This is a genomic window from Archangium sp., from assembly GCF_036277355.1.
In the GTDB taxonomy this organism is placed as follows: domain Bacteria; phylum Myxococcota; class Myxococcia; order Myxococcales; family Myxococcaceae; genus Archangium.
On record NZ_DASUNC010000085.1, the window covers coordinates 1 to 24,735 of the forward strand.

Consider the following 24,735-nt stretch of genomic DNA (forward strand, 5'->3'; position numbering starts at 1 on the left):
CGCACCCTTTCCAACCGTCCTGCTTGCTACCCGCGCCCCCGGGAGGGCCGACGTCTGTTCTGTGCTCGAAATCGCTCACAAGAGCCCCTGGTTCCTGCTCTCATGCATGAGTTGGGCCAGTTGTCATGAATATGATGGGCTGACAATACGTGAGAAAGGCTTCGCAATTGTTCGGATTGGACTGACAGTCCGCCTCGTATAAGGCACAACTCGCCGAGGGCACGAAATCAGCACAGCACTCGGCATCGGTCCCACACTCGACCCGGTAGCACGCTCTACCGGTGACGCTCACATCTAGGCTGTCTGGAACACACTTCTCGTTGAGGCAGGCAAGCCCCACCACGCAATCATTGCGTGCCCGGCAACTCTCTCCAACCGTCCCACGCTGGAACGGCGGTTCGCTCGTGCAGCTCGCCATCAGGCTGCCGATCAAAATGACCCCGAAAAGTGTAACGGTGGATGAGGTAGCCTGCACGCGCACAAATAACTCCATTGACGGACTGATTCTTAATCTAGGAGAACATCGTACCAAACTGGGGTTCTCTCCCAGAAGCTTCGGGATACCGCATGCCCATTCGCCGAGATGGCGTTACTGCTCCACTCAAATCCTTCACAGCCGTGGTAACTGCGGCGGTTCTGGCTAGCGTCCTGTCCTGCCAGAATCGGGAGGATACACTGCCCACAGGTGAGGAGATGGGAGCGCGGAGGCTTACGCCTTTGACGCTGGAGACAGCCGTCGCAGACCACACGACCTGGGCACTCTTCGACCGCGACACCGCGAACGGTTGGAGTCCCTCCGGAAATGCAGGAAAAGCAGACGTCGTGGCCCGCCTAGACGGCGATGCTGCGCTTGCCGCGCTCAAGGTCTTCGGCCCGAGCCCCTACCGCCTTTCGCTGATCGATGCACAAGGCACCCGTATTTCGGGCCCCCATGAGCTGGCCACCCTGCCAGAGGGGTGGACGACATTCCTCCTCCATGAGCCCCAGCATCTGACACGTGTCACCCTGAACTTCGAACTCTCGGGCAATGCCGGAGCGGCCGTACCCGAGGTGGAACTCTGGGGCACGGCGACACCGCTGCCGCTGTCGTGGGAGCCAGCCGCAGCCCCAGGAAGCGATACACCCGCGGAAGCCCTTGCGGATGTGCTGCCCGTAGCGAGCGGAGACGCGGCACTCAGCCGGGAGCCGACCAGAGGTCTCCCGGGTTGCGTGACGTTCTCGTTCGATCTCGCGCGCCACCCGGGGGCATACCGGCGCGCCTGGCTGCGCTACCGCACCGAGGGCGTGTTCCGCCCACTGGTCCTGACGCGCGTGGTCAACGGTGGACCGGTGAAGCGCGGTTTCTGGCTCCCGCCACCGACCAGTGATGCAGGGGCATTCGTCCATCCCATTGATATCGAGAACCTACAGCTTGGCCGCAACCAGCTCGAGTTCTGCTTGCCTGGCGAGGCTCGCGGCATGGTCAAGCTTGGCGTGGTCGAGCTTGTGGCAGAGCTCGACCACGGCAGCAACACCATCGAATCGATCTCGGTAGGACCCTTCGATGGCGTTCCCACACAGGGGGCCATGTCGTTGCTCCAAGACGGCGGCACTCCTGTCCCGGTCCCCGCCGGCCAGGAACTGGTCGTCGCCTTCGAGCGCTGGCTCGCTCCGGACGTTATCCGTATCGCCTCTGGCGTGGGCACGACATGGTCGTTGCGCTGTGTGGACGCGGCCGCCATGGCGCATGACCTGCCTACCTCGGTCGTCGCGGAGGGCACGGGCATGTCCGTCTACGCCGTCAAGGATGCGGGCCGCATGCGCTGTGCTGGACTTCGCCTGCGTCCTTCCACCGATGTCACGGTCACGCAACTGCGTGTGTCTGGATCGGGAGCTGGCCGCCGCATCGACTTTCCACGCATCGTGCTCGCTTCGGCCCGCGAGCACTTCGGCCACGAGGCGTGGGTGGATGGTTGGGCCCGAGCACCCTCTCACGTGAGCGGTGGCGTGCGCGTGAGCATTGATGGCAAGGACACGGACACCACGACGGGCATGTTCGCGTCCATGCTTCGTCGCAGCTCCGGGCCCGGCAATGACTGGCCAGTGACTATCACCGCCCGCTTCGCCGACGGCAGTTCCTTCACCCGCCAGTTCGTGCTCGAACATGACGCTGGCGTCATGCCTGGAGCCGAGACACGTGATCCCGCGCTCGACGATGGCCTCACCGTGCACGAGCGCCGCGCTCGCTTTGGGGAGGTAGGGCAGCTCGCCGATGCCGAGGTTGGACCTGGCGAGTCCAAGCGTATCGCGCTCGGCACCCATGTCTCCGTCGACATCCCCTCTACCGCCATGAAGGGGCGCAAGCGTGTCTCACTAAAGCAGCTCGATTCCAACGCGCTCCCCGCGCTCGATCCCGGCCTCATCAACGTCACCGCGCCTGCCCGGCGCGCCTACGAGTTCCAGCCGCACGGCGAACTCTTCGACGACGCCCTGAAGGTCACCTTGCCCTATCAGGCCTCGCTGATTCCACCGGGTTACGTGCCCGAAAACATCCAGACCTTCTACTACGACGAAACCCTGAAGCGCTGGGAACCGCTCGCCCGTGCCAGGGTCGCACACGACAAGCAAGTGGTCGAGAGTCTCACGGATCACTTCACCATCATGATCAATGCCATCGTGGTGGCACCCGAGCACCCACAGATCACGTCCTTCGATCCGAATCGCCTCAAGGGCATCAAAGCCGCCACTCCTGCTGCGGGCATCCAGCTCATTGCTCCGCCGCAACCAAATTCCCGTGGTGATGCGGCACTGAACTACCCGTTGGAGCTTCCGCCTGGCCGGCTGGGTGTCCAACCCTCTTTCGCGCTCGGCTACAACTCCGCACGCGGCAACGGTTGGGTGGGCCTTGGTTGGGACATGAGCGCCTCAGTCATCGAAGCCGAGACGCGTTGGGGCGTTCCGCGCTACGACGCCGCGCTCGAGACTGAAACCTATGTGCTCAACGGTGCCCAGCTCTCGCCCACCGCGCACCGCGCCCAGCCACGCCCCCGCGCCCAGGGCACCACCCGCATGGGTGGCGAAGACGTCAAACTGTTCCATCCTCGCATCGAGGGCTCCTTCCAGCGCATCGTGCGCCACGGGAACAGCCCCAGCAATTACTGGTGGGAGGTCACCGACCGCAAGGGCACACGCACCTTCTATGGAGGTACGCCCGAGACTGGCAGGGACTCCAAGGCCTGCCTGACCGATGATGCTGGTAACATCTTCCGTTGGGGCCTGCGCGAAGTGCGTGACACCCACGGAAACAGCGTGCGTTTCGACTACGACACGGTTACCTGGACCGCCCCGCGCCAAGTCCCTGGCCGAGACCTCTACCTTTCCTCGGCGCACTACACCCTGCGCGAGGGCGAGACCACGGCGCCGTACCGCGTTGTCTTCCTGCGTGAGCCCGCGTGCACGAGTGAGGGGCAGACTGGCTGCCGCCCGGATCTCCTCGTGAGTGGCCGCGGTGGCTTCAAGCAGGTAACCAGCGAGCGCCTGCGCCGTATCGAGGTCTACTACCGCCAGACCCTCGTGCGCGCCTGGCAGCTCACGTACGATCAGGGGCCCTTCGGCAAGAGTCGGCTCCGGCAGCTCACCCAGTTCGGTGTGGGCAACCGGCCGTTTCCTGGCAACGTGCACAGCTTCGACTACTTCGACGAGGTGACCGAGACGAGCAGCATCTACCGCGGCTTTGCTCTGGTGGAGCCTTGGAATGCTGGGGCGGAAAAGCCCGATACCGGGCTCGTGCTGCCAGACGGGTTCTACGGCTCCATCGGGCAAGCGGATGCCAGTGCCTTGGGCGGCTCGCGGACCCGATCGTTCGGTGGTCACCTGTACACCGGTATTTCCTTCGGTGCGGACAAGTGGCTATCGGTCGGTGCAAAAGTGGGCCGACGGGCCGATGACAGCAATGGGCGGGTCGCGCTTGTGGATGTCAATGGCGACGGCCTGGCCGACCGAGTCTTCCGCAGCGGGAGCGGTGGCTTCTACTTCAACCGTAATCAGTCGGGCCCTGGGGGTCTGCCGCTCTTCGCGACACCAGCGCTTCCCGTTGACGGCCTGCCAGCTCTCTCCCACGAGCGCTCGACGATGCGCTTGTCCGTTGGTCCCGAGGCGTATGTCGTCCCAGCCCAGTTCCACGCGAACATGGCGTTCTCGTCCGCGGAGCAGGACACCTATCTCTCCGACGTCAACGCCGATGGCTTCGTGGATCTGGTGTCCGGTTCTACTGTTTATTTCAACGTGTTGAGTGAGGATGGCCTGCCGAGGTTCGTCCCTGGCGACAGCAGTGGTACCCCCGTCCGCATTGGAGCGAGTGCAGTGGCCCTCGACGCGCTGCCAGCGTCTTTCGAGGATCCCGAGCTCCGTGTCGAGCTCGATCAGCATGCGCCTCCCGTGGACACCATCCGAAGCTGGCAAGCCCCCTATGCGGGCCATGTGCGCATCTCGGGCGAGGTCCGGCTGGCCAAGGCTCAGCGCCCCGGTGGGGATGGACTTCGTGCCTCGATCGAGCACGAGGGCACACGGCTCTGGACCCACGACTTCGGCCCCGCGGAGACCCAGCCGCAGCAACCTGCCCTGGAGGTCGATGTCGCTGCCGGCGACCGCTTCTTCTTCCGGATCCATGGGCGGGACAACGAGTGGGATGACCGGGTGCTCTGGAGTCCTGTCGTCCAGTATCTGGATCAGACTGCCGCCAAGGACGAGAACCGCCTCGACATCCACCGCTTCGATGCCGCAGCCGATTTCACGCTCGCCGGTCGTGTCGGCACCAGCATGACCGTACCCTTCGCCGGTGCTGTACGGGTCTCGGGTCGGCTGACCAAGCTGCGTGAGACCTCCGACCATGTCACGTTCTCGCTCCTGGTCGATGGCGTCCCGGCCTTCTCCCGGGTGCTTTCCGCCACATCGCAGACCACCCTCAACTTCGACGAGACGCTCCGGGTGAATGCCAAGAGCGCCGTCGCGCTCCGCATCCACACCGACTCGCCCATCGATCTGACCGCGCTGAACTTCGAGGCCGTGAACAGCGGTTACAGTGGAGTCAGACATGGCCCGTGGTTGCGATACGTGACCGCACGGGACGAAAATGGGCGGACGCTGCCTGTCGTAGACCATCAGGGCAAGCCGCTCCTGGACATCCCGCTGCCCTATGATCTGGTGACGTATTCGCTGCGGGCGCCAGAGACCCCAGCACCAGCGTATGTGTCCACGCTCACCCATACACTCCCTGTCATGGCCTGGGTCAAGGCGGGGAGCACCCCCCACAAGGGGACCGTCACCTTCACGGCCAAGAGCCAGGGTCGTCTGCTCGGCAAGGCCCAGGTCACCATCGATAATGGTGGCAACCACCCGATGAGCCTGGCCGTGCCAGTCACCGCCAACGAGCCGGTCTTCTTCTCCTTCTCCGTCAGCAACCCGGCTCTGCTCGCCACCATCCAGACTTCCGCCGCTTATGGTCTCTTCACTCTCCCGACCATCAACTATGGCGTAGCGAGGTCGAGCCGACTCTCGCAGGCGTATCGAGGCTGGTCCTACGGTGGCTACAACGGTTCTGGCTCACAGGGTGACCAGCCCATTCCACCCGACGAGCTAGACGCCCCACCGCTCTTCGACGGCAGCGAGACCCTCGACGAACAAGCGGCCCCGGACATGGCGCGTCAGTTCGCCCAGAAGGGCATGACGGCGTTTTCCTTCCTGCCCACGCCGGACACGATGCCCTGCCGCTACACCGCAGAAGATGCCTTTGAGTGTAGCCCCGTGCGAGGTGCGCACTGGCAAGGGCCTCACGAGCTCATCTACGTGACGGCGACCGAGATGGCGACCACGCGGCTGGGTGGTCCCATGCCGCGGCTGCCAACTCCGGCCCAGCTCGCGGGAGCAGCCGCCGTGCCGCGCATCTCCCGTTCGCGCAACACGGCTCTGGGCGCCGGAGCCGGTCCTGCATCTGCCTCCGTAGCCGAAGGAGAGTCCCAAAGCCTGCTCGACTTCCTCGACATGAACGGCGATGGCTTTCCCGATGTCGTGTCGCCGGCACGCATCCAGTACACCTCTCCCCTCGGAGTCCTGGCCGAACAACATGGGGTGCCGCAACGCGATCTGCGGACCTCAAGCACCGGGAACTCGACGTTTGGCATCGGAGGCAACATCGCAAGCGCCGTCTCCAGCGCGCGCGGTCTGTTCGGCGGCGGTGCTGGTAAGGCCCCGAGCGGCTCCGCCAGCACGCAGCAGATGCAGCCCATCGGGTTCGCTTTGAACGTGGGCGCAAGCAAGGGCAATAGCACCTCCGAAGCCGACCTCATAGATGTCAACGGAGATGGCCTGCCCGACCGGGTGCGCAAAGGCCGCGAAGGGTTGGAGGTGGAGCTCAACCTAGGATACCGGTTCGCCGCGAACGAGCCGTGGGGACAAGCGGTCATCCATGAGGGCAACACCCAGGAGGTGAACGCCGGTGCATCCATCAGCTTCAACACCGGTAACTACGGTTTCGGGGGTGGAATCAACGGCAGCAGAAGCGACTCAGGGACGCAAAAGGCAGGCGGCGGCAGCTGCGGCGGTTCCCTGCTCGACATCAATGGCGACGGACTGATCGATTGCGCCGAGCAGGCAATTGATGGGCTGCGGGTCTGGTTCAACCTGGGGCATCGCATGGCCTCGGCCCCGGTGAGTTGGCGTGGCGGCACGGGTGGAGATATCTCCAGGAGTCAATCCACCACTCTGGGAGGCGGCGCCTACTTCTCGATCATCATCCCCATTCCCCCCACCCCCATCAGCTTCATCATCAACCCGGGCGCCGACTTCGGCGAGTCCGTCAGCCGGCCCACGAACAACCTCCAAGACATCAACGGCGACGGCTACCCGGATCAACTTTTCTCCGACAATCCGCACCAGATCTCGGTGGCACGCAACCTTACGGGCCGCACCAACCTCCTGCGCCACGTGAAGCGTCCCCTGGGCGCCGAGATCTGGCTCGACTACGAGCGCAGCGGCAACACCCAGGACATGCCCCACAGCCGCTGGGCCCTGAGTGAGGTCAAGGTCTACGATGGCCAAGCCGACTCGGCCGAGCTCGGACAGGTCACCGATTACACTCTACAGCGCATCCGCTCCGCCGGGGGCCGTTACGACCGCTACGAGCGAGAGTTCTATGGCTTTGCCCAGATCGAGGTAGAGACGCTGGATACGCGTGGCTGGAATGGCGTCTCGTCCACGAGTGCCCTGCCCGTCTACCGGCGGCAGGAACTTGAGTATCACAATAGCGGCTACCACCAGCGCGGCCTCCTGGCTGCCACGCGCACCCTAGCTGGAGACGGCGCCGTGTTCGAGCGCGCCACTTATCAGTACGAACTCCGCGATGTGGAGAACGGTCGCGTACTCACGCCCGCTCAGGCCTCGCACCACGAGGCGGTGTTCCCGGCACAGGTGCAGGAACACCATTACCGTCATGAAGGCAATCCCAGCGCGTCCATCCATACCTTCGCCACCCAGGACTACGATGGCTATGGCAACGTCATCGCGCTCTACGACGCGGGTGGACCGGGAGCGAGCGACGACTACCGGGCGGAGATCCAGTACACGGGCCGACACTCGACCTGTCGTACCCATCACATCATAGGCACGGCAGATAGCATCACCGTGCGCAATGCGGCTGGCGCGCTCCTGCGCAAGCGCGAGGCGAGTGTGGACTGCGCCAGTGGCACAGGCGACATGCGCCAGATCCGAGTCTCCCTCGACGGCACTACGGTTGCGCAGACCGACCTCACCTATGACGACGATGGCAACCTGCGGAGCGTGACTGCACCGCCCAACCACAACAATCAGCGCTACCAGCTCCGCTACACCTACGATTCCGAAGTGCAAACCCATATAGTCCGCATTGACGACAGCTTCGGCTACTACTCCACGGCCGATCATGATCTGCGCTTTGGTGCACCCACGCGAGAGACCGACATCAACGGCAGCCCGGTCCTCACCAATTACGACGACTTTGGCCGCGTCGCGCGTGTTCGTGGGCCCTACGAACTAGAGAGAGGGCTCGACTACGCCCTCCGGTTCACGTACCAGCCCGACGCGACAGTGCCCTTCGCGGCTACCGCGCACATGGATGTCTTCCGCAATGTGGCTGACCCCATCGAGACAGTGCTCTTCGTGGATGGTCTCGCGCGCTCCATCCAGACAAAAAAAGACGCGACCCTGCATCGCGGGGTGAGCGCTCCGGCACAGGACGCAATGATCGTGTCGGGTCGCAGACACCTTGACCCATGGGGCCGCGTGGTGGCGCAGTGGTATCCCACCGAGGAGCCCAAGATCGCGGCGCTCAACCAAGCATTCAGCCACTCCGTGGATACCAGCGCACCGCCGACGCGTACCACCTATGACCTGCTTGACCGCCAGCTCAAGATCCTGCTGCCTGATGAGACGCGGATGCTTTTATCCTATTCGCTGGTGCCAGCGCTCTCGGATGACGGCTTGTGGGCTCTAACCACCACGACCGACGCCGAGGACAATCGCCGTGATGCCTACCGCGATGCGCGAGGAAATATCCGGGCTGGGGTTGAGTATCTGGATGGACGGGGGCTCACCACTCACTACGAGTATGATCCGCTGCAACAACTCCGGCGCGTGATCGATACAGCAGGCAATCTCACCCGGTCAGAGTATGACCTTGCTGGCCGACGTACCCACGTGGTCCATCCCGACAGCGGGCATATCGAACTGGCCTACGATTCGGCTGGCAATCTCATTCGCCGGATCACGCCCAACCTGCGACGAGAGGGTGGTGCAATCGAGTACCGGTATGACTTTACGCACCTGATAGAAATTCGATATCCGCGCTTCTCGGACAACAATGTGACCTATGTCTGGGGGGACACCTCGCTCTACGGACAGGGCGGCAACCGCGTGGGCCGTATCGTGCGCGTAGACGACAATAGTGGCTTCGAGGAACGGCGATACGGTGCGCTCGGTGAAGTTGTCTACGAGCGGCGCAGCATCGACAGCCATACCATGGGCAATAGCACCAACAGCCCCGAAGTTTACGTGACACGGTATCTGTACGATACATGGGGTCGACTGCAACAACTGTTCTACCCGGATACAGAGGTACTCACCTATGCCTATGACTCGGGCGGACAGGTACGCGGGGTGGAGGGTGTCAAGTTGGGGGTGCAGTTCCCATATATGGCTAGACTGGAGTACGACCGGTTCGAGCAGCGGGAGTTCATGCAGACCGGCAACGGCATCCGCACGCACTATGACTACGATCCACGGAGCCGTCGGCTTGATACCCTGGCAGCCGGGGAGTTCCAGCGATCCAAGTACGGCTATGACAAGGTCGGCAATGTCACCAGTCTGCTCAACGACGCTCCGAATACAAGGCCGAATGAGTACGGCGGACGGGTTGAGCAAAGCTTCTCCTATGATGATCTGTACCGGTTGACCAGCGCGAGCGGTACGTGGCTCCAGCCGCCGGGGAAGAAAAACCAGTTCACATACACGCTGCAGTACGACGATATCCATAACATCCGGAACAAGGATCAGCGGCATTGGATCCGAAATCGCGGTGATAGCAAGGACATCGTTCAGCACAAAACCACCTACTCATGGGCCTATGAATATGGATCGGCCAAGCCGCATGCGGCAACGCACATCGGTGACCGGACGTTCTTCTACGACGACAACGGAAATCAGACCGGGTGGGACGACGACCTCAACGGACAACGGCGGACAATCATGTGGGACGAAGAGGACCGCGTCCGCTCGCTCTCCGATAATGGGCGGACTACGCGCTTCGTCTACGACCATGGTGGGAACCGGATCATCAAGACCGGAGCACAGGGCGAAACCGTCTATGTAAATGATAAATGGACCGTGCGTAACCGGTCAGTGGGAACCAAGCATGTCTATGTAGGCACGACGCGCATTGCATCCAAGCTGTCACCGGGTGATGCGCACGTGAGGCCGAACGAGCATGACTTGGTCTCCGTGATGCTAGGCAAGTGGTGGGAGCATCGCTCGGCGAATGGCCATAATCACGGCCGCAATGTGGAAATGAACCCGCATTACCAAGTGCCGAGCGAAATGCCGGACGATGGAATGCCGGACACGAATTTCCTATATTTCTACCACCCTGATCATATCGGCAGCACGAGCTATGTAACGGATACAGAGGGAGAGCTTTATGAGCACATGCAGTATTTCCCGTCCGGCGAGCCGTGGGTCGATCAGCGATCGAATACCGAGCGACTGCCACATCTGTTCAGCGGAAAGGAACTGGATCAAGAGACTGGGTTGTATTACTTTGGCGCGCGCTATTACGACCCACGGGTCGGGCTGTGGGCAAGCACAGATCCAGCAGCGACCGGGTACATTGATGGGGAAGGGCTTGGCGGTGTCTACAACCCGTTCAATCTAGCGACATACACATACGCGGCGAACAACCCACTAAAGTTCGTGGATCCGGATGGCCGTAGTGCTTGTTGTTGGGATCGTGCCATGGGGGCACTCAAGCTCGTCGGTGGGCTTGCGGAAGCGGCTGCGGGTGCAACCGTAGGAGTCGCCACATCTTGGACCGGCGTTGGCGCAGTCGCTGGCGGGGCGGTGTTCATCCATGGGGCGGATGTCGCAGCCTCAGGACTGCAGCAACTCATCACAGGGAAACAGACAAGCTCGCTGACCAGTAAAGCGATGCAAGCTGCGGGTGTTGATCCTCATAGTGCCGAGATGATTGACGGGGGAATCTCAATCATAGGAAGCCTCGGCGCTTCAGCTGCTATAAATGCTCCACGAGCAGCGCTCTCATTGACGACTCGGGCAGGCGCTGGAGCTGCTGGTTCAGCAGTAGCTCCTTCATCGAAAGCATTGGGTGCGGCACTTGAAGCTGCGGGCATCGTACGGCCAACACAATCGGCCGCCCATCACATCGTTGCTGGTTCTGCCAGTTCGGCTGCGCCGGCACGAGCGGTGCTTCAGAGATTTGGTATAGGAATCAATGATGCGGCCAACGGAGTGTTCCTACCTGCTAACCGGGCCTCAGCAAATGCGGCTGGAGCCGCTGTCCATTCTACAGTGCACACTCAAGCGTACTACGATGCCGTGAACGGAATGCTGAGTCAGGCTACAACTCGGGAGCAGGCCCTGGAAGTACTTAGCGCGATTAGGCAAGCGCTCTTGACGGGAGGACTCTAATGAAAGAGAAGAAAATATCTGTCTACATACCATCTTTACTGGATGGCTATGAATTCTGCCATCCCATCAATCAAGACGACTTCGAGAACATCAACGTCCAAGTCAACGGTTTGCCCCGCGTGGGAAGTTGGAAGCCCATTGTCATGCGGATAATCCGAGAGGATGAGGGACGGAAACTCTTGGAGTCTGACTCGCCATGGCTTGGGTCGCATGCTCTCATGTTCAGATCGCGAGCCACTGACGTGCTCGGACCGATGATGCGCGATTGCGGCGAGCTGTTGCCGATAGCTTGCAATGGAGCAGACATCTCGCTTTTCAATCCCACCCGTGTCATTGATGCATTAGACGAAGCGGCATCCTCTGTACTCCGCTTCAGCGATAAGCAGATCATGAGAATCAATCGCCACGTCTTCCGCTCAGACGCCATACGGGACGTTCACTTCTTCAAAATCCCGAATCTCAGGGTGAGTCCCACTTTTGTTAGTGAGCACGTCGTTGAATTGTGGAAGACATCTGGATTGAGGGGGCTTGAATTCAAGCAAGTCTGGTCTTCAAGATAAAAATTGGTCCTATGGAGGAGACTCCATCTGGACTAATAGACAACAAAGGGCCGCCTCACGCGCACACGCGGTTGCGGCCCGCGGCCTTCGCCTCGTACAGCTTCGTGTCCGCCGCCCGCTTCAGGTCCTCCAGGCCCCGGTGCTCCGGCGCCAGCACCGCCACCCCCAGCGAGATCGTCACCGGAATCACGTTCCTGTCGAACTCGAAGCGCTGCTTCTCCACCAGCTTGCGCGCCTTGTCCGCCAGCAGCACCGCCCCCGCCTCGTCCACCTCCGGCAACAGCAGCCCGAACTCCTCCCCGCCGTACCTCGCGAACACGTCCTCCCGCCGGATCTTCGTCTTCAGCGCCGACGCCAGCTGCTTCAACACGTAGTCCCCCGCCAGGTGCCCGTACCGATCGTTCACCTGCTTGAAGTGGTCCACGTCGAACATCACCAGCGCCAGGCTCCGCTCGTACCTCCGCGACCTCGATACCTCCCGCTCCAACGCCTCCTCGAAGTAGCGCCGGTTGTAGATCTGCGTCAGCCCGTCCATCGTCGTCAGCCGGTAGATCTCATCGTGGTACGCCGACTCGATGTTCCCCCCCTCGATGAACTTGAAGATCGTCCGCCCGATCTTCACCAGGTCACCGTTGTGCAGCGCCTTCTCGCCCTTCACCGCCTCGTCGTTCACGAACGTCCCGTTCGTCGACTCCAAGTCCTTGATGAAGACCCCACGCCTCGTGTTCGCGATGCACGCGTGGTTGCGGCTGATGGACTCCTGATCCACCTGGATCTCCGCCTTCGCGGAGCGGCCAATCAGCGTCTCCTCCTTGCAGAGGTCGTACTTCCGGCCCAGCTCCAGGCCGTAGATGACCACCAGCGCCGCGTCGTGATCGACCGGCCGCTCCGAGATCTTCGAGATGACTGTGACGACCGTCTCGTTCTGCGCCATACCGGAGAGGACGGTAGCACCCGGAAAACCCCGGGAGCCAGCGCCAGGGTCCAACCCGGGGCCCGGGCACCCTCACCCCGGGGGGCTTGCCCCCCCTTTGAACGACGGGGGGCTCCTCTCCCGAGGGGAGAGGGGATATCGGTCTCAAGAGTTGAGAGAGGGGATCAGTTGATCGTCACGGTGCGCTGGCTCGTCACCGGCGGGCTCAGTTCCACTCCCTCCGGGTCCACCAGGGTCGCGTTGAGCTGCACCCCCGCTCCCGTGCAGCTCGTGGGCAACTGCAACTCCACCTCACCACGGCCCTCGACGACGTACCCGTTCACCGTGGAGCCCTCGCAGCCCGTGCCTCCCGAGAACGTCAGCCGCACCGAGCCCTCGTCCAGGGGGCCGCTTCCCACCCGGAAGCCCAGCACGCGCACCTTCACCTTCGAGCCCTTCGTCACGCTCTGGCCGTCCTCCTCCGGCTCCAGCCACGTCACCAGCGGCCGCCCCTGGTCCAGCGCCGACCAGGCCACCGTGAGCTCGCCCAGGTGCTCCAGGTCCACCCCATCCGCCTCCACCAGTCCGTGCAGGTTCACCGCCGCTCCCGCCGACGTCCCCGTCCGGCGCACCACCAGCGCCTGCATCCCCATCGGCGAGCGCGAGCCCACCGTGTCCCCGTAGTACGTCCGATCCTCCAAGCCCTCGGGCGGCAACGGCAGCCGCACGCCCGTCGAGGCCCTCGCCACGTCCATCAGCACCACCCAGCGGCGCTCCGCCCGGTTCGTGAACACCGCGCGCAGCACCGTCGCCGCGGGCAGCTCCGGCTCCCCGAGGAAGCGCAGCTGCCGGCCCTCCAGTCCTCTCCCCGCCACCCGGTTGTAGTTGTAGCGCGCTCCCTCCGGCACCGGCAGGAAGGGCCCGGCCACCACCACCGGCGTGGTTCCCTTCGGATCGAACGGCAGCTTCCGCAGCGTCCGGTGGATGAGCGCGCTGGAGGCCGCTCCCGCCGTCGCGTCGCGGCTGGCCGCCGAGGACGAGGCGGTGATCATCAGCTCGTACGGGCTGCCCTCGAGCCCGTGGTGCGCGGGCGCCATCCGCACGCTCACCAGTCCCGGTGCCGGCAGGCCCACCTGCGTGTCCGTGTTGAGATCCGCCGGGTTCGTGTTCACCCCCATGCCCAGGCCCAGCGGCACCACGCCCCGCCCCGGCACCCGCACCGCGCCCAGCACCGCCGCGCTGTCCATGTACCCCCGGTAGCTCGGCAGCGCCGGCACCCGCACCGCGAACTGGAAGCCCAGCCCCATCCGCTGGTCCTCCTTGAAGTCGTGGTCCACCGTCACGAAGTGCGCCTGGTCCCGATAGTCCGGCGCGCCCGTGTCCGGGTCCGGCGGCGTCTCCTTCAGCCGGAACTCCACGTCCCGCACCACCGAGGAGCTGAACGTGCGCAGCAGCGGAATCGTCTGCGCCAGCAGCTGTCCCACGTCCACCGTCCCGCCCGACACCAGCGGCAGCGCGTTCAGCGGAATGTCACCGCCCAGCGCCCACGCCGTCCGCGTGCCGCACGCCCCCGCCGCCATCGCCTCCTCCGCGCTGGCCGAGCCCTCCGGCGCCGCGCCGCACACGCCCGCCAGCCCCTGCGCCGACACGTCCGTCACCGCCAGCGTGCTGCCCGGCAGCACCACGTACGCCCCCGCCGGCAGCGTCGCCTCGCGCGCCTGGCCGCCCATCGTGAAGGCCACCTCGCGCACCGGTCCCGCCAGCAGCGACGCCGACACGTCCGTCACCGCGTCCGGCGCCGACAGCCCCGCCAGCCCCGTGTGCATGTCCGCGCTCACCGGCATGTTCCGGAAGGTGCCCTTGTACCCGCCGTACCGGTCCGTCGGGTTGCGCCGCAGCGGCAGCGCCAGGTCCCTCGGGCCCGCCGCGCCCTCGTGCGCCACCGTGAGGTAGCCGAAGTCCTCGTGGAACACGGAGACGCTCCCCGCCTCCACCGGGGCCGCCAGCGTCACCACGCCGCTCGCGTCCGTCTGGGCCGTGGCCGTCACCGCCCCCGCCGCATCCGCCACCACCACCGCCGCCCCCGCGATGGGACGGCCCGTCAGCTCGTCCTTCACCACCGCGCGCAGCTGCCCCGGCACCACCGCCGCCCCCAGCACCGACACGCGCGCCGAGCACGTGGCGCCACCCACCCGCGCCTGGACCGACTCCCTCGCGCCCTCCGTCACCGCCGAGAGCACGAAGGCGGACTCCACGCCCGTGCCTCCGCCCTCCACCACCACGCTCTCGTCCAGCGCCGTCCACGCCGCGCCCGAGGGCACCACCACCGCCCGGCCCGCCGCGTCCATCGCCAGCACCGAGAAGCGCGCCAACGTCCCCTCCCTCCCCACCACGAAGTCCGGCGTCACCCGGCACGCCGCCACCGCGCTCGCCTCCGGCGCCGGCCCACACCCGCCGTTGCGGCACACCTGCCCCGCCGCCGCGCACTCCGCGTCCGCCGAGCACTGCGCCACCACGCACCGGTTGCTGTCACACCGGCAGCCCAGCGCGCTGCCATCGCACTCCGCGAGCCGGTACTGGCCCCGCTTCGCCGCCGTGCAGTCCTCCTGCGTCTTGCAGGCCGCCTTGCAGGTGGACGTCACCGTGTCGCAGAAGAAGAGCCCCGGATCCGGGCAGTCCTGATCCACCTGGCACGCATCCGTGCGCGGTGTGTCCACCGGCGCTTCCGGCAAGGGCCCGGCGTCACCGCAGGCGGTCCAGAGACTCGAGAACGACAAGAGGACGGCGCATAGCGCCAGACGAAGGGGGGGGTTCATCGGCGGCTCCAGTCAGGGCGAGGGAAGCGGCTCCCCTTGGGCCTGTCAAGCGGAGGTCGCGCCTTCCTCTTAGCCAGTTCCGTGCCTGGCCCGGATTCCGCGAGGTTGCACGCCTGAACACCCCTCCACCCACGACAACGCCGCCCTGTTCCCCCCCAGTAGACCCACCCGGGCCCACAGACTCGAAGGAAGCCGCATCCTCGTGTAACTCCGGCACGCGTCGTCGCGACATGACCTGGAGTGTGCGGTGTCCTCTCTTCACTCTGACTTGCCCCGGGCGCGAGCCCGGCGACCTGTGCGGCACCTGCTCGCTCTCGCGGTGAGCCGATGACTTCGACCTACCCGCGCGTTCGAATCCCGGGACCCATCCCCTACACGTCATGGACTCCCGAGTCAGGGACCGTCGAGCATGCGTGGGACCGCCTCATCGCACGAGACATCGTGCGCATCGTCTTCTTCGTCCCTCGCGACAACTTCGACATCGCCGCGGGGGTATCGCATGCCCTCGACAGTTATCTGCGAGCCGTGGAGGGGCGCCCCAGCGCCTTGTTCGAGTACACGTGCTGCGATTGGGAGCCGTCGAAGCTCGGCGAGCGGGGATGGGAGCTCATTCGGGCCACCCTCCATCCCCAGGAGCGCCGATATGCCGATGACTCCACGCGCGACGAGGCCTTCTCCCCACTGAAGGACGGCGCGGATCCCTACTTCGGCATCTACGGCGAGCAGGACAGCGGCTACTCCTTCACCTACCACGCGCGGATTCCCTGGCGCGAAGCCTCCCCCATCAGGGCCAGTGTTCTCCTTGCCACGCTGCCCACCGAGTACCTCGAGGAGAGAGGTGCCCACTTCGTGCGTGAGCTCGCCCTCGACATGGCCTCCCGGCTCCCCTTCGCCTCCGGGCACACGGGGCTCGCACTCGACATCGCGACGACAGGTCTGCCCCGCCTCGAGGTCCTGCGCCCCTTCATCTTCCGTCATCCCGGTTTCGACCTTCGCGACGCCAACATTCACAGTCAGCCAGGAACCCGGGTGGACGGCGTCCACTGGATGAACTTCCTCGGCCAACCCGTGCTGGGTGAGCTGGGCGGGGCCGAAGTTCTTCGCGCCCGGCTCCAGTCCCCCGCCACCGAGGTGCGGCCCCTGGACGACGAGCGTGTTGTCGTCACCCTGGGGCCAGAGCCCGAAGCAGGAGACCTGGAGCAGGGGCAACCCCTCCCCGCCTACCACGAGCTCGCACGGGTGCTGGAGCCATGGCTGGAGCCATTTCCCTGGAACCACCTCCGAAGGCAGGGCAAGGCCTCCGAGGAAGACGAGTGGCGCCGCTGGTGGCGCCGGTTCCTCGACCCGGCACACCCGTAAGGCAGGCGGGGCGGCAAGCACCACCCGGCCGACACCCGTGCCCTGCATTCCCCCGTTGGCATCCCCCCGCCCCCCGGCCGATGATTGGCCTCCCATGGCCCGGCGCGATCCGCAGACCCTCGACCAGCTCCTCCCCCGCGTCCTCGCCCGTCTGGCCGAGCAGTCCGGGAAGGGACGGGCCCTCGCCCCGGTTTGGAACGCCTCGGTGGGGCCCCACATCTCCAAGCACTCCCGGCCCCACTCCCTCGAAGGAGGCACCCTCGTGGTCACCGTGGCCAGCGCCGAGTGGGCCCACACCCTGTCCCGCCAACAGGCCTCGCTGATCGAGCAGCTCAACTCCCGGCTCGGCGCCGGTGCCGTGTCCGCCCTCGTCTTCCGCCTCGACTAGCGATGCTCGCCCTCGCCCTCAGCCTCCTCCTGGCCGCTTCTCCCTCGCCCACCGCCATGGAGCAGCAGGCTTCGCGCCACGTCTTCCAGGAGTTCGAGCGCGTGGGCCGGCGTGTCCCCCAGGCCGATCCCTCCCTCACCCAGGCCGCGCGCCGGCTCGCCCGCGAGGCGCTCGATGACAGCCCCTCCGGCGCCGTGGAGCTGCTCGCCCTCACCGAGGCCGTCAGCGACGCCGGGGGCGCCGACCCCAGCCCCCGCTCCTATGTCGTCCGCGCCTCCGTGCGCGAGCACGCCGTGGGCACCCTGCTCGACCGCAAGGACCTCAACCAGGAGCCCGCCTCCCACGTGGGCGTGGGCGCCGCGGTGGACGGCGAGCGCGCCGCCATCGTCGTGCTGCTCGCCGAGCGCAAGGCCTCCCTCCAGCGCTTCCCCCGCACCTTCGAGAAACCCGGCACCGGCCAGAGCCTCTGCGGCCAGCTCGAGCCGCCCCTGCGCTGGTCCGAGGTCTACGTCACCCTCCCCGATGGCCGCGTGGAGCGCCCTCCCCTCACCCGCGAGTCCGGCCCCTCCTTCTGCACCCGCCTCCTCTTCCCCACCGACGGCCGCTACACCGTGGAGCTCATCGGCCGCGGCGAGCGCGGGCCCGAGGTCGCCTCGCTCTTCCTCGTGGACGTGGGCGCCTCCCAGGCGCGCGGCAAGCGCGAGCGCATCGTCGAGCCTACCACCGTGGAGGACGCCCGCGAGGCCGTGCTCGCCCGCATCAACGCCCTGCGCCGCGCCCATGGCGTGCAGCCGCTCGTCCTCGACGACACCCTCAACGGCGTGGCCCAGGCCTACAGCGAGCGCATGGCGCGCGAGGGCTTCTTCGCCCACGTGGCCCCGGATGGCGCGGACCTGCGCGGCCGCCTCGCCGCCGCCGGCTCCCAGTACCGCACCGCCGGCGAGAACCTCGGCATGGCCTCCGGTCCCCTCTCCGCCCACTTCGGGATCGAGCACAGCCCCGGCCACCGCAGCAACCTGCTCGGCACCCAGTTCACCCATGCCGGCATCGGCGTCACCTTCCAGAAGGTGGACGGGCGCGACCAGGTCCTGCTCACCGAGGTCTTCTCCTCCACCGTCACCCCGGCCACCGCCGCGAAGAACCCGCGCGAGGAGGCCTACCAGGCCCTCGCCACCCACCGCGCCTCGCGCGGCCTGCCGGCCCTGGAGCGCAACCCCGTGCTGGAACAGATTGCCCTGGACCATGCCCGGCGCGCGCTCGAGCTGGACCAGCCCCGCGTGCAACTGCCCGGCTCCAAGGTGCACGACCGCGTCTTCTCCGCGCTGGAATCCGCGAAGAGCGCCTCGGTGGATTTCTATGTGGCGGAGAGCCCCTCCCTGCTTCCGGACTCCAAGAGTCTGGGAGACCGCAAGAACACGCAGGTGGGCGTGGGGGTCGTCCGAGGAGACTCGAGGACCTACGGGCCGGGGCAGTACTGGATGGTCATCATCTACGCCGCCACCCGCTGAGCGGGGCTCCCGGCCAGCCGCCGGGAGCCCATCCGCACGTGACGGCTTGCCGCCTCAGATAGCGCGGCGCTGCGTGGCGTAGGCCTCAATGCCCATCTGCGGCGGCGCCACCTGCTGGTTCATCGGGCACTTCACGCAGGTGAACGACTGCCACCCACGGCGCACCGCCTCGTCGAGGCAGTTGTCGTAGTAGTTGCAGTTGAGATTGCGGTGCGTCTCGACACCGGCCCGCTTCGGGCCAGCCTCGGGGTTGATGGTCTGCGGCAGATCACTCGGACACGGCTTCAGCATGGAACGGAGCCCTCCCTCTACAGCTGTTTCCCCCCCGAACGCATGGAGCCAACATCGGCCCGGAACGCGCGGTCACCTACTTCGGCAACCTTCCAGGTCATGCGGATGAAACGGCCGCACAACCTAGGAAGCGCCCCCTTTTGACGCAACGGGCCAGGACCGTTCAAGAGCAGTAACACTCATTTCACGAATACCGGCAGCGAATGAATTGACAGCTGCCGAACAGCTGGTCCTGTCGTCGCGGTGGCCGATCTAGGGCTTGTCGGCCCGGCTGTCAAACCGCACCCTGAGCAAGCGCTTTCTGTCCTGGTGAGTGGATGTAGGGTGGGAATGAGTGCGCAAGGCCCGAGGTTCTCCGCCCCTTCGCTTTCTCGAAGGGAGCGAAAAAGGAGATGCACATGCGGCGCTGGACGGGAGCGGGGCTCCTCACGGTGGTGGTGGGTACGGGGGCGTGGGCACAGTCCCCGGCGACGCTGGAGGCCGTCCGGCTGCACCGCGCCGAGGCGCGCACCCTGGCCCGACAGGACCTGGAAGGTTGTAGGAGCACCAAGTGCGCCGACGAGGGCCGCCTCGCCCTGCTCGCCGGGACGCTCGCCCTCTCCGAGGGAGACGTGGCGGAGGCGCGCACCCTGCTGACGGGCGCGGCCGTGTCCGAGCCGCTCCAGCCCTACCTGGCGTACTACCAGGGCCAGGCGCACTTCTACGCGGGAGACGCGGCGGCGGCCGCGGAGGCCTTCCAGCGGGCCGTGGACAAGGGGCCGCCGGCCCTGCTGTCCCGAGCGCGGGCCCGGCTGGGCGAGTCACTGCTGGCCGCGGGCAAGGCGAAGGAGGCCGCTCCGGCGCTGGAGCTCGCCGCCACCGAGGAGCCGTCGGCGGAGCTGCTCTACCAGCGGGCCCAGGCGCGGAAGGCGGCGGGCGATGCCGCGGGCGAGAAGGCGGATTTGAAGACGGTGGCGCTGCGCTACCCCGCGCACCCGTACGGGGACGAGGCGCTGGCGAAGCTCGAGGCGCAGAAGCCGCCGCTGAAGCTGACGCTCGCCGAGCACCTGCAGCGGGCGCGTGGGCTGCTGGACGCCAACGAGGCGAAGCGCACGCTGGCGGAGCTGGAGAAGGCCGAGGCGGCGAAGCTGGCGCGCACGAAGCAGGACAAGGCGCAGGTGGCGCTGGTGCGGGCGCAGGCGCTGTACGCCACGGGCAAGCGCGAGGAGGCGGAGCAGGCGCTGGCCGTGGCGCGGCAGGGGCCTCCCCCGGTGGCCGCCGAGGCCGCCTATGTCACCGCGCGCCGCGCGCTCAAGAGCGACGACAACGCGAAGGCCCGCGAGCTGATGGCCGCGGTGGAGAAGACGTGGCCCAGGGAGGGCGTGGCCGACGACGCGGGCTTCTACGTGGGCTGGCTGGACTTGCAGGCCGGTCGCTTCGAGGAGGCGGTGAAGTCCTTCACGGCGTTCGACCAGCGGCACGCGGGCTCGCGCAAGCGGGACGAGGCGCTGTGGTACCGGGCGCTGGCGCACATCCGGCTGGAGCAGTACGGCAAGGCGCGCGAGGTGCTGGACACGCTGGTGGACACGTTCTCGCGCAGCAGCCTGGTGCCGCAGGCGCGCTACTGGTCGGCGCGCAGCCATGAGCTGGAGGGCGCCAAGGCGGACGTCACCGGGCCCGCGTACGAGGCCGTCATCACCACCGCGCCCAACTCGTACTACGCGCTGCTGGCCTCGGAGCGGCTGCGGGAGCTGGGCCGACAGCCGCCCGCGGGCTTCCCCGAGGCGCCCAAGCAGCTGGAGTCGGGTGAGGTACCGCCGGAGTTGAAGCTGGCGGTGGCGCTGACGGGAGCGGGACTGTTCAGCGACGCGGCCGAGGAGGTGCAGGCGCGCTCCTCGCGCATCCGCAACCAGGAGCAGGCGCTGACGTTCGCGCACGCGCTGCTGCGGCTGGGTGAGTACGGACATGCACACGCGGTGGCGGCGAGACACCTGTGGGGCCGGGCCTTCGGGGCGCGGGTGCCCGAGGCGCTCGCGGCCTTCTATCCGCGCGCCTTCGCCAACGCGGTGGAGAGCGAGGCCACGCGCTACCAGGTGAGCCCGTTTCTCGTGTGGGCCATCATGCGGCGGGAGAGCGCGTTCCGCCCCGAGGTGGCGAGCGCCGCGGATGCACGGGGGCTGATGCAGGTGATTCCGCCGACGGCGCGGGCGATTGCCAAGAAGCTCTCGGAGCCGGAGCCGGCGCCCGCGGAGCTGTTCTCGCCGTCGCTGAGCATCCGGTACGGGTCGTGGTACCTGTCGCAGCTGATGAAGCGCTTCTCGCATCCGGCGCTCGCGGCGGCGGCGTACAACGCGGGCCCGGACGCGGCGGTGAAGTGGGTGAAGGAGAAGGGCGCCCTGCCCCTGGATCTGTTCGTCGAGGAGATTCCGTTCCGCGAGACGCGCGGGTACGTGAAGCAGGTGCTGGCGGACCTGTACCTCTACCAGTCCTTCTACGGGAAGGAGGCCGCCACGCAGCGGCTCTCCCTCACCGTCCCCTCCCCCGCCACCGAGGGCGTCAGCTTCTGAGCGTCTCCCCAGGCAACGGTGCTACTCGGTGGAGCGTCGAGCCTGTTCCAACGCCCTGTCCCAGGCGGATAACTGCGCGGCCACCGAGTACTTCTCGGCGCTGGAGACGTCCTCGAACTTCTCCGGCGGAAGCGCGCGGAGGCGCTCGCGCAAGAAGCCCGGGTCGCGGAGCACCTCGGGGTGCTTCAAGTCGTTGTCTCCCTCCACGAGGACAGGAATCAACCGGAGCACGGCCTCCTGGCACTCTTCCCGGGTGGCGTGAGCCATACGCTCCACGGTGAGGGCAAGGTGCTCGCGGACAGCAAGGGGACCTCCAGGGCACCAGGCCTCCAGCGTCTTGCGCCAGAGGTCCTCCATGAGCTCTTCCAGCGTGTACTTCTTGCCGGACCACAAGGCGTAGCGAGGCGCCTGGAGTACCTCCCAGAAGCGCAGCAGCGAGGCGAGCCGATTCGCCATGCGCGCAGCACTCCACGGCGGTGGCGGCGACACGGCATGGTGGAGCGCCCCCCAAGGGGTGTTCAGGCAGAAGGACTCAAAGACTCCCTCCATGCGCTGGCGCTTCTCCTTTTGGACGCCTTCGTCCAGGTGGGTGGAGACCTCGGCGAACAGGTGCACCCGCCAGCGCGGGTGGGCCCAGTCGAAATCCTCGGCCCCCGCGTGCATCACCAACACCTCCCCGGGTGACACCGGCCGCATCCGCCGGGGCTGGGGAAAGGCACCCGTCTCGAGGTACTCCCGGGCCCACCAACGGCCCTCGGTTCTCGCCTTGCGGAGGATGGCGGCGGTGGTGCCATAGAGCCACGCTGGGAACTCGAGCACCGGAGCCTGTTCCGAGGTCATGGCCTTGCGCCCTACTACAGCGGACAGATGCGCCTCAAGCGCTCGCGACTTCGCGCACTCCGAGGGCGGCGGATGTTTCCCGCTCGCTCAGCGGCAATCCACCGGCAGGTAGACCTGGCCCTGGAAGCCCGCGGGGCGTTCGCCGCCTTCATAAGCGGCTCGGATCGCCTGCTCTTTGCGGCCTGGAAGAGTGAAGGAGGGCGGTGCCGCATGAGCGCCGAGGGCCGCCAGGAGCACCAGGAGGAAAACCGCCAGCCCCCCGCGGTCCGTCCATCCGCCTTCAACCCCGGCGCATTGCCACCGAGGCCCTGCAACTGCGTCTCCCTCGCACGCGGCGCCTCGAGCGAGGCCAGGTACCGCTCCAAGATGGCGGTCACGCAGGCTCGCGAGACAACGCGAAGAACGCTCATTCCGCACTCCTGCCGGAAAGCAAGACTGGCATGAGGAGTGGAATGAAACGCTGACGAAGCGGAGCCGCGCTCTCGAGTGGGCGGCTCCGAGCCCGTCAACTCACAGCGTGACGTTCACCTGGTACTCGCCATCACCGCCGGACTTCGCGGTCCCGGTGATGGTGGTGCTCCCCGCCTTGCGCCGCACCTTGCCCGTCCCGTCGTCCTCGATCTGCCCGGACATGGTCAGGTTCAGGGTGACCTCGCCCTCGAGGTCCCCGTCCATCTGGAAGGTGCCCACGAGCGTCCCGGTGAAGGTGCCGTTGGGGATGTTGCGCAGCGAGAGCGTCAGCTCCGGCTGCATCGTCGTATCGGTGACCGTCTGGTAGGCGATCTCCACCGGCTTCTCATTCTCGGCCGGGGTGACCTCGCCGTCGGAGTACGTGGCCATCCCCACGCGCAGCCGCATGCCCTTGTTCGAGGACGACCCCTGGTCCACCTGCCCGGTGATGGTCAGCGTTCCCGAGGCGTCTCCATTGGCCGTCTGGGCGGGGATGTTCGCGCTCGTGGCGGCGTTGAAGCCGGCGAAGCCGAGCTGCAGGGACTTCTCCACGGACTTGTCGAGCCCGAGGTACGCACGGCGGGCCTGCTCATCGGAGCTGACCTCGTCGTTGCAGCCCGTCAGGCCCGCGGCGAAGAGGAAGGACACCGCGACGAGCGATACAGCACGAAGGGAAGGAAGGTTCATGGCTCCTGTCTATCAACACCCGGGGCCGGTACTCCACCTGGGGCCCGAGCACGTGGCCCACTGCCCCTGACGTGTCCATGACGTGTCCGCCGCCCACTCGAACACGTCGAGGCCTCGTGGCAGGATCGCGCACGAGCGGCGGCAACCGGGTGTGGATGCTCCCGCTCGAGATGACGGCCGCATGTCGCGCCCCGTCCCTGTCCGAACCTGGAGAGCCCCCGCATGAAGAAGCTCATCGCCGCCTTCGCATTCATCGCCGGTACCGCCCTGGCCGCTCACCCCGCCGAGACGAAGTCTCCTGTCCTCCTGGCCCAGAAGGAGATTGGCACGCCCAGAACCAACACGGGCACCGGCGAGACGAAGTCTCCTGCCCCGGCCCCGGCTCCGAAGGAGATTGGCACGTCCAGAACCAACACGGGCACCGAGAAGACGCCCGACACCCTGAGCAAAGAGCCTGCTCCGTCCGGGACGCAAAGCGTTGGCGAGGAAGGGGCCGGCGGCGGGGGAAAGGGCAAAGGCAAGGGGAAAGGCAAGGGCCACGGGAAAGGCAAGGGCAAGGGCGGGAGCGGGGAGGAGTAGAGCCGCCTCGCGGGGCGACCTCACGCGCCGCCCTCTCCCGGGGTCCAGGCGAGGACGGCGCTCGTGAATGACTTCAATCCAGCGGGTGGGCCGCTCCGCGCAGCGTCTCGTCGACGAGCGACAGGGGAACGGCCAGGGCCTCGGCCATCCCCTGGAGTTCCACGAACTCCGCCTGCGCCACGTCGCCGTCCGCCGCCGCCACCAGCGTGAGGTGCTGCAGCAGCCGGGCCCGCTCGAGCGGGGGCGCGTCCTGCCGCACCCGCGCCACCACGTCCTTCAGCTCGCGCCGGGCGGCGTCCACGGAGGGCAGCGCCCCCACGTTCTCCGAGCCGAGCAGCGCCGAGAGCGCCTGCACCTCCCGCTCGGACACGCCTTGGTGCGCGTGCGCCACCAGCAGCCCGCCCAGGAAGAGCGCCCGCCGCAACAGCTCGGCGTGCGGAAACTTCTCCTCCAGGTACGACGGATCCATCTCCCGGCCAGCCACCGTGCTCCGAGGCCAGAAGCAACCGCCATGCCGGGTCCCACGTGCAGTGACGCTGCGCCCGATCCAGGTGCATGCGTCCTGGAGCGCAAACGTGGCACGGTGAGGT

General features: G+C 66.4%; 13 protein-coding genes. 7 read left to right on the forward strand and 6 right to left on the reverse strand.

The genetic code is table 11. The annotated features are described in order from the left end of the window. The first annotated feature begins 717 nt into the window (after positions 1-717). On the forward strand, positions 718-11,208 hold the full coding sequence (locus VFZ09_RS22640) for a SpvB/TcaC N-terminal domain-containing protein (RefSeq protein WP_329729731.1): 10,491 nt from the start codon (positions 718-720) through the stop codon (positions 11,206-11,208). After that, a complete protein-coding gene (locus tag VFZ09_RS22645) occupies positions 11,208-11,768 on the forward strand; it encodes an imm11 family protein (RefSeq protein WP_329729732.1) in 561 nt (186 codons plus the stop codon). The genes VFZ09_RS22640 and VFZ09_RS22645 overlap by 1 nt, the downstream gene beginning before the upstream one ends. A gap of 55 nt (positions 11,769-11,823) precedes the next feature. On the opposite strand, the gene VFZ09_RS22650 is transcribed toward VFZ09_RS22645, so the two are convergent. Both VFZ09_RS22650 and VFZ09_RS22655 read right to left on the reverse strand, forming a co-directional pair. Continuing rightward, complete coding sequence (locus tag VFZ09_RS22650; RefSeq protein WP_329729733.1) at positions 11,824-12,702, reverse strand: GGDEF domain-containing protein; 879 nt, start codon at positions 12,700-12,702, stop codon at positions 11,824-11,826. A gap of 164 nt (positions 12,703-12,866) precedes the next feature. Next, the gene (locus VFZ09_RS22655; RefSeq protein WP_329729734.1) at positions 12,867-15,497 is read right to left on the reverse strand and encodes a carboxypeptidase regulatory-like domain-containing protein; all 2,631 of its coding nucleotides are present in this window, start codon (positions 15,495-15,497) and stop codon (positions 12,867-12,869) included. 441 nt (positions 15,498-15,938) lie between these two features. Between VFZ09_RS22655 and VFZ09_RS22660 the strand changes: the two genes are divergently transcribed. The 3 genes from VFZ09_RS22660 (at position 15,939) to VFZ09_RS22670 (ending at position 18,752) form a co-directional block, all read left to right on the forward strand. Beyond that, positions 15,939-16,856 carry a type VI immunity family protein gene (locus tag VFZ09_RS22660; protein ID WP_329729735.1) on the forward strand — a complete coding sequence of 306 codons (918 nt, stop codon included), beginning with the start codon at positions 15,939-15,941 and terminating at the stop codon, positions 16,854-16,856. 94 nt (positions 16,857-16,950) lie between these two features. Further along, the gene (locus tag VFZ09_RS22665; RefSeq protein ID WP_329729736.1) at positions 16,951-17,244 is read left to right on the forward strand and encodes a DUF721 domain-containing protein; all 294 of its coding nucleotides are present in this window, start codon (positions 16,951-16,953) and stop codon (positions 17,242-17,244) included. A 2-nt stretch (positions 17,245-17,246) separates the two neighbouring features. Continuing rightward, complete coding sequence (locus VFZ09_RS22670; protein WP_329729737.1) at positions 17,247-18,752, forward strand: CAP domain-containing protein; 1,506 nt, start codon at positions 17,247-17,249, stop codon at positions 18,750-18,752. Positions 18,753-18,806: 54 nt separating this feature from the next. On the opposite strand, the gene VFZ09_RS22675 is transcribed toward VFZ09_RS22670, so the two are convergent. Further along, positions 18,807-19,040, reverse strand: coding sequence for a hypothetical protein (locus VFZ09_RS22675; protein ID WP_329729765.1), 234 nt, complete (start codon positions 19,038-19,040; stop codon positions 18,807-18,809). Between the two features lie 401 nt (positions 19,041-19,441). On the opposite strand from VFZ09_RS22675, the gene VFZ09_RS22680 reads away from it, so the two are divergent. After that, a complete protein-coding gene (locus VFZ09_RS22680) occupies positions 19,442-21,589 on the forward strand; it encodes a transglycosylase SLT domain-containing protein (RefSeq protein ID WP_329729738.1) in 2,148 nt (715 codons plus the stop codon). A 21-nt stretch (positions 21,590-21,610) separates the two neighbouring features. Here VFZ09_RS22680 and VFZ09_RS22685 read toward each other — a convergent pair whose 3' ends face one another. Both VFZ09_RS22685 and VFZ09_RS22690 read right to left on the reverse strand, forming a co-directional pair. After that, positions 21,611-22,429, reverse strand: a complete 819-nt coding sequence (locus tag VFZ09_RS22685) for a hypothetical protein (RefSeq protein WP_329729739.1) — start codon at positions 22,427-22,429, stop codon at positions 21,611-21,613. A 510-nt stretch (positions 22,430-22,939) separates the two neighbouring features. Then, positions 22,940-23,566: a hypothetical protein gene (locus tag VFZ09_RS22690; protein ID WP_329729740.1), complete on the reverse strand. Its 627-nt coding sequence runs from the start codon at positions 23,564-23,566 to the stop codon at positions 22,940-22,942. A gap of 222 nt (positions 23,567-23,788) precedes the next feature. Between VFZ09_RS22690 and VFZ09_RS22695 the strand changes: the two genes are divergently transcribed. Next, complete coding sequence (locus tag VFZ09_RS22695; protein ID WP_329729741.1) at positions 23,789-24,145, forward strand: hypothetical protein; 357 nt, start codon at positions 23,789-23,791, stop codon at positions 24,143-24,145. A gap of 73 nt (positions 24,146-24,218) precedes the next feature. Here VFZ09_RS22695 and VFZ09_RS22700 read toward each other — a convergent pair whose 3' ends face one another. Beyond that, positions 24,219-24,614: a TerB family tellurite resistance protein gene (locus tag VFZ09_RS22700; RefSeq protein ID WP_329729742.1), complete on the reverse strand. Its 396-nt coding sequence runs from the start codon at positions 24,612-24,614 to the stop codon at positions 24,219-24,221. Positions 24,615-24,735: the final 121 nt, after the last annotated feature.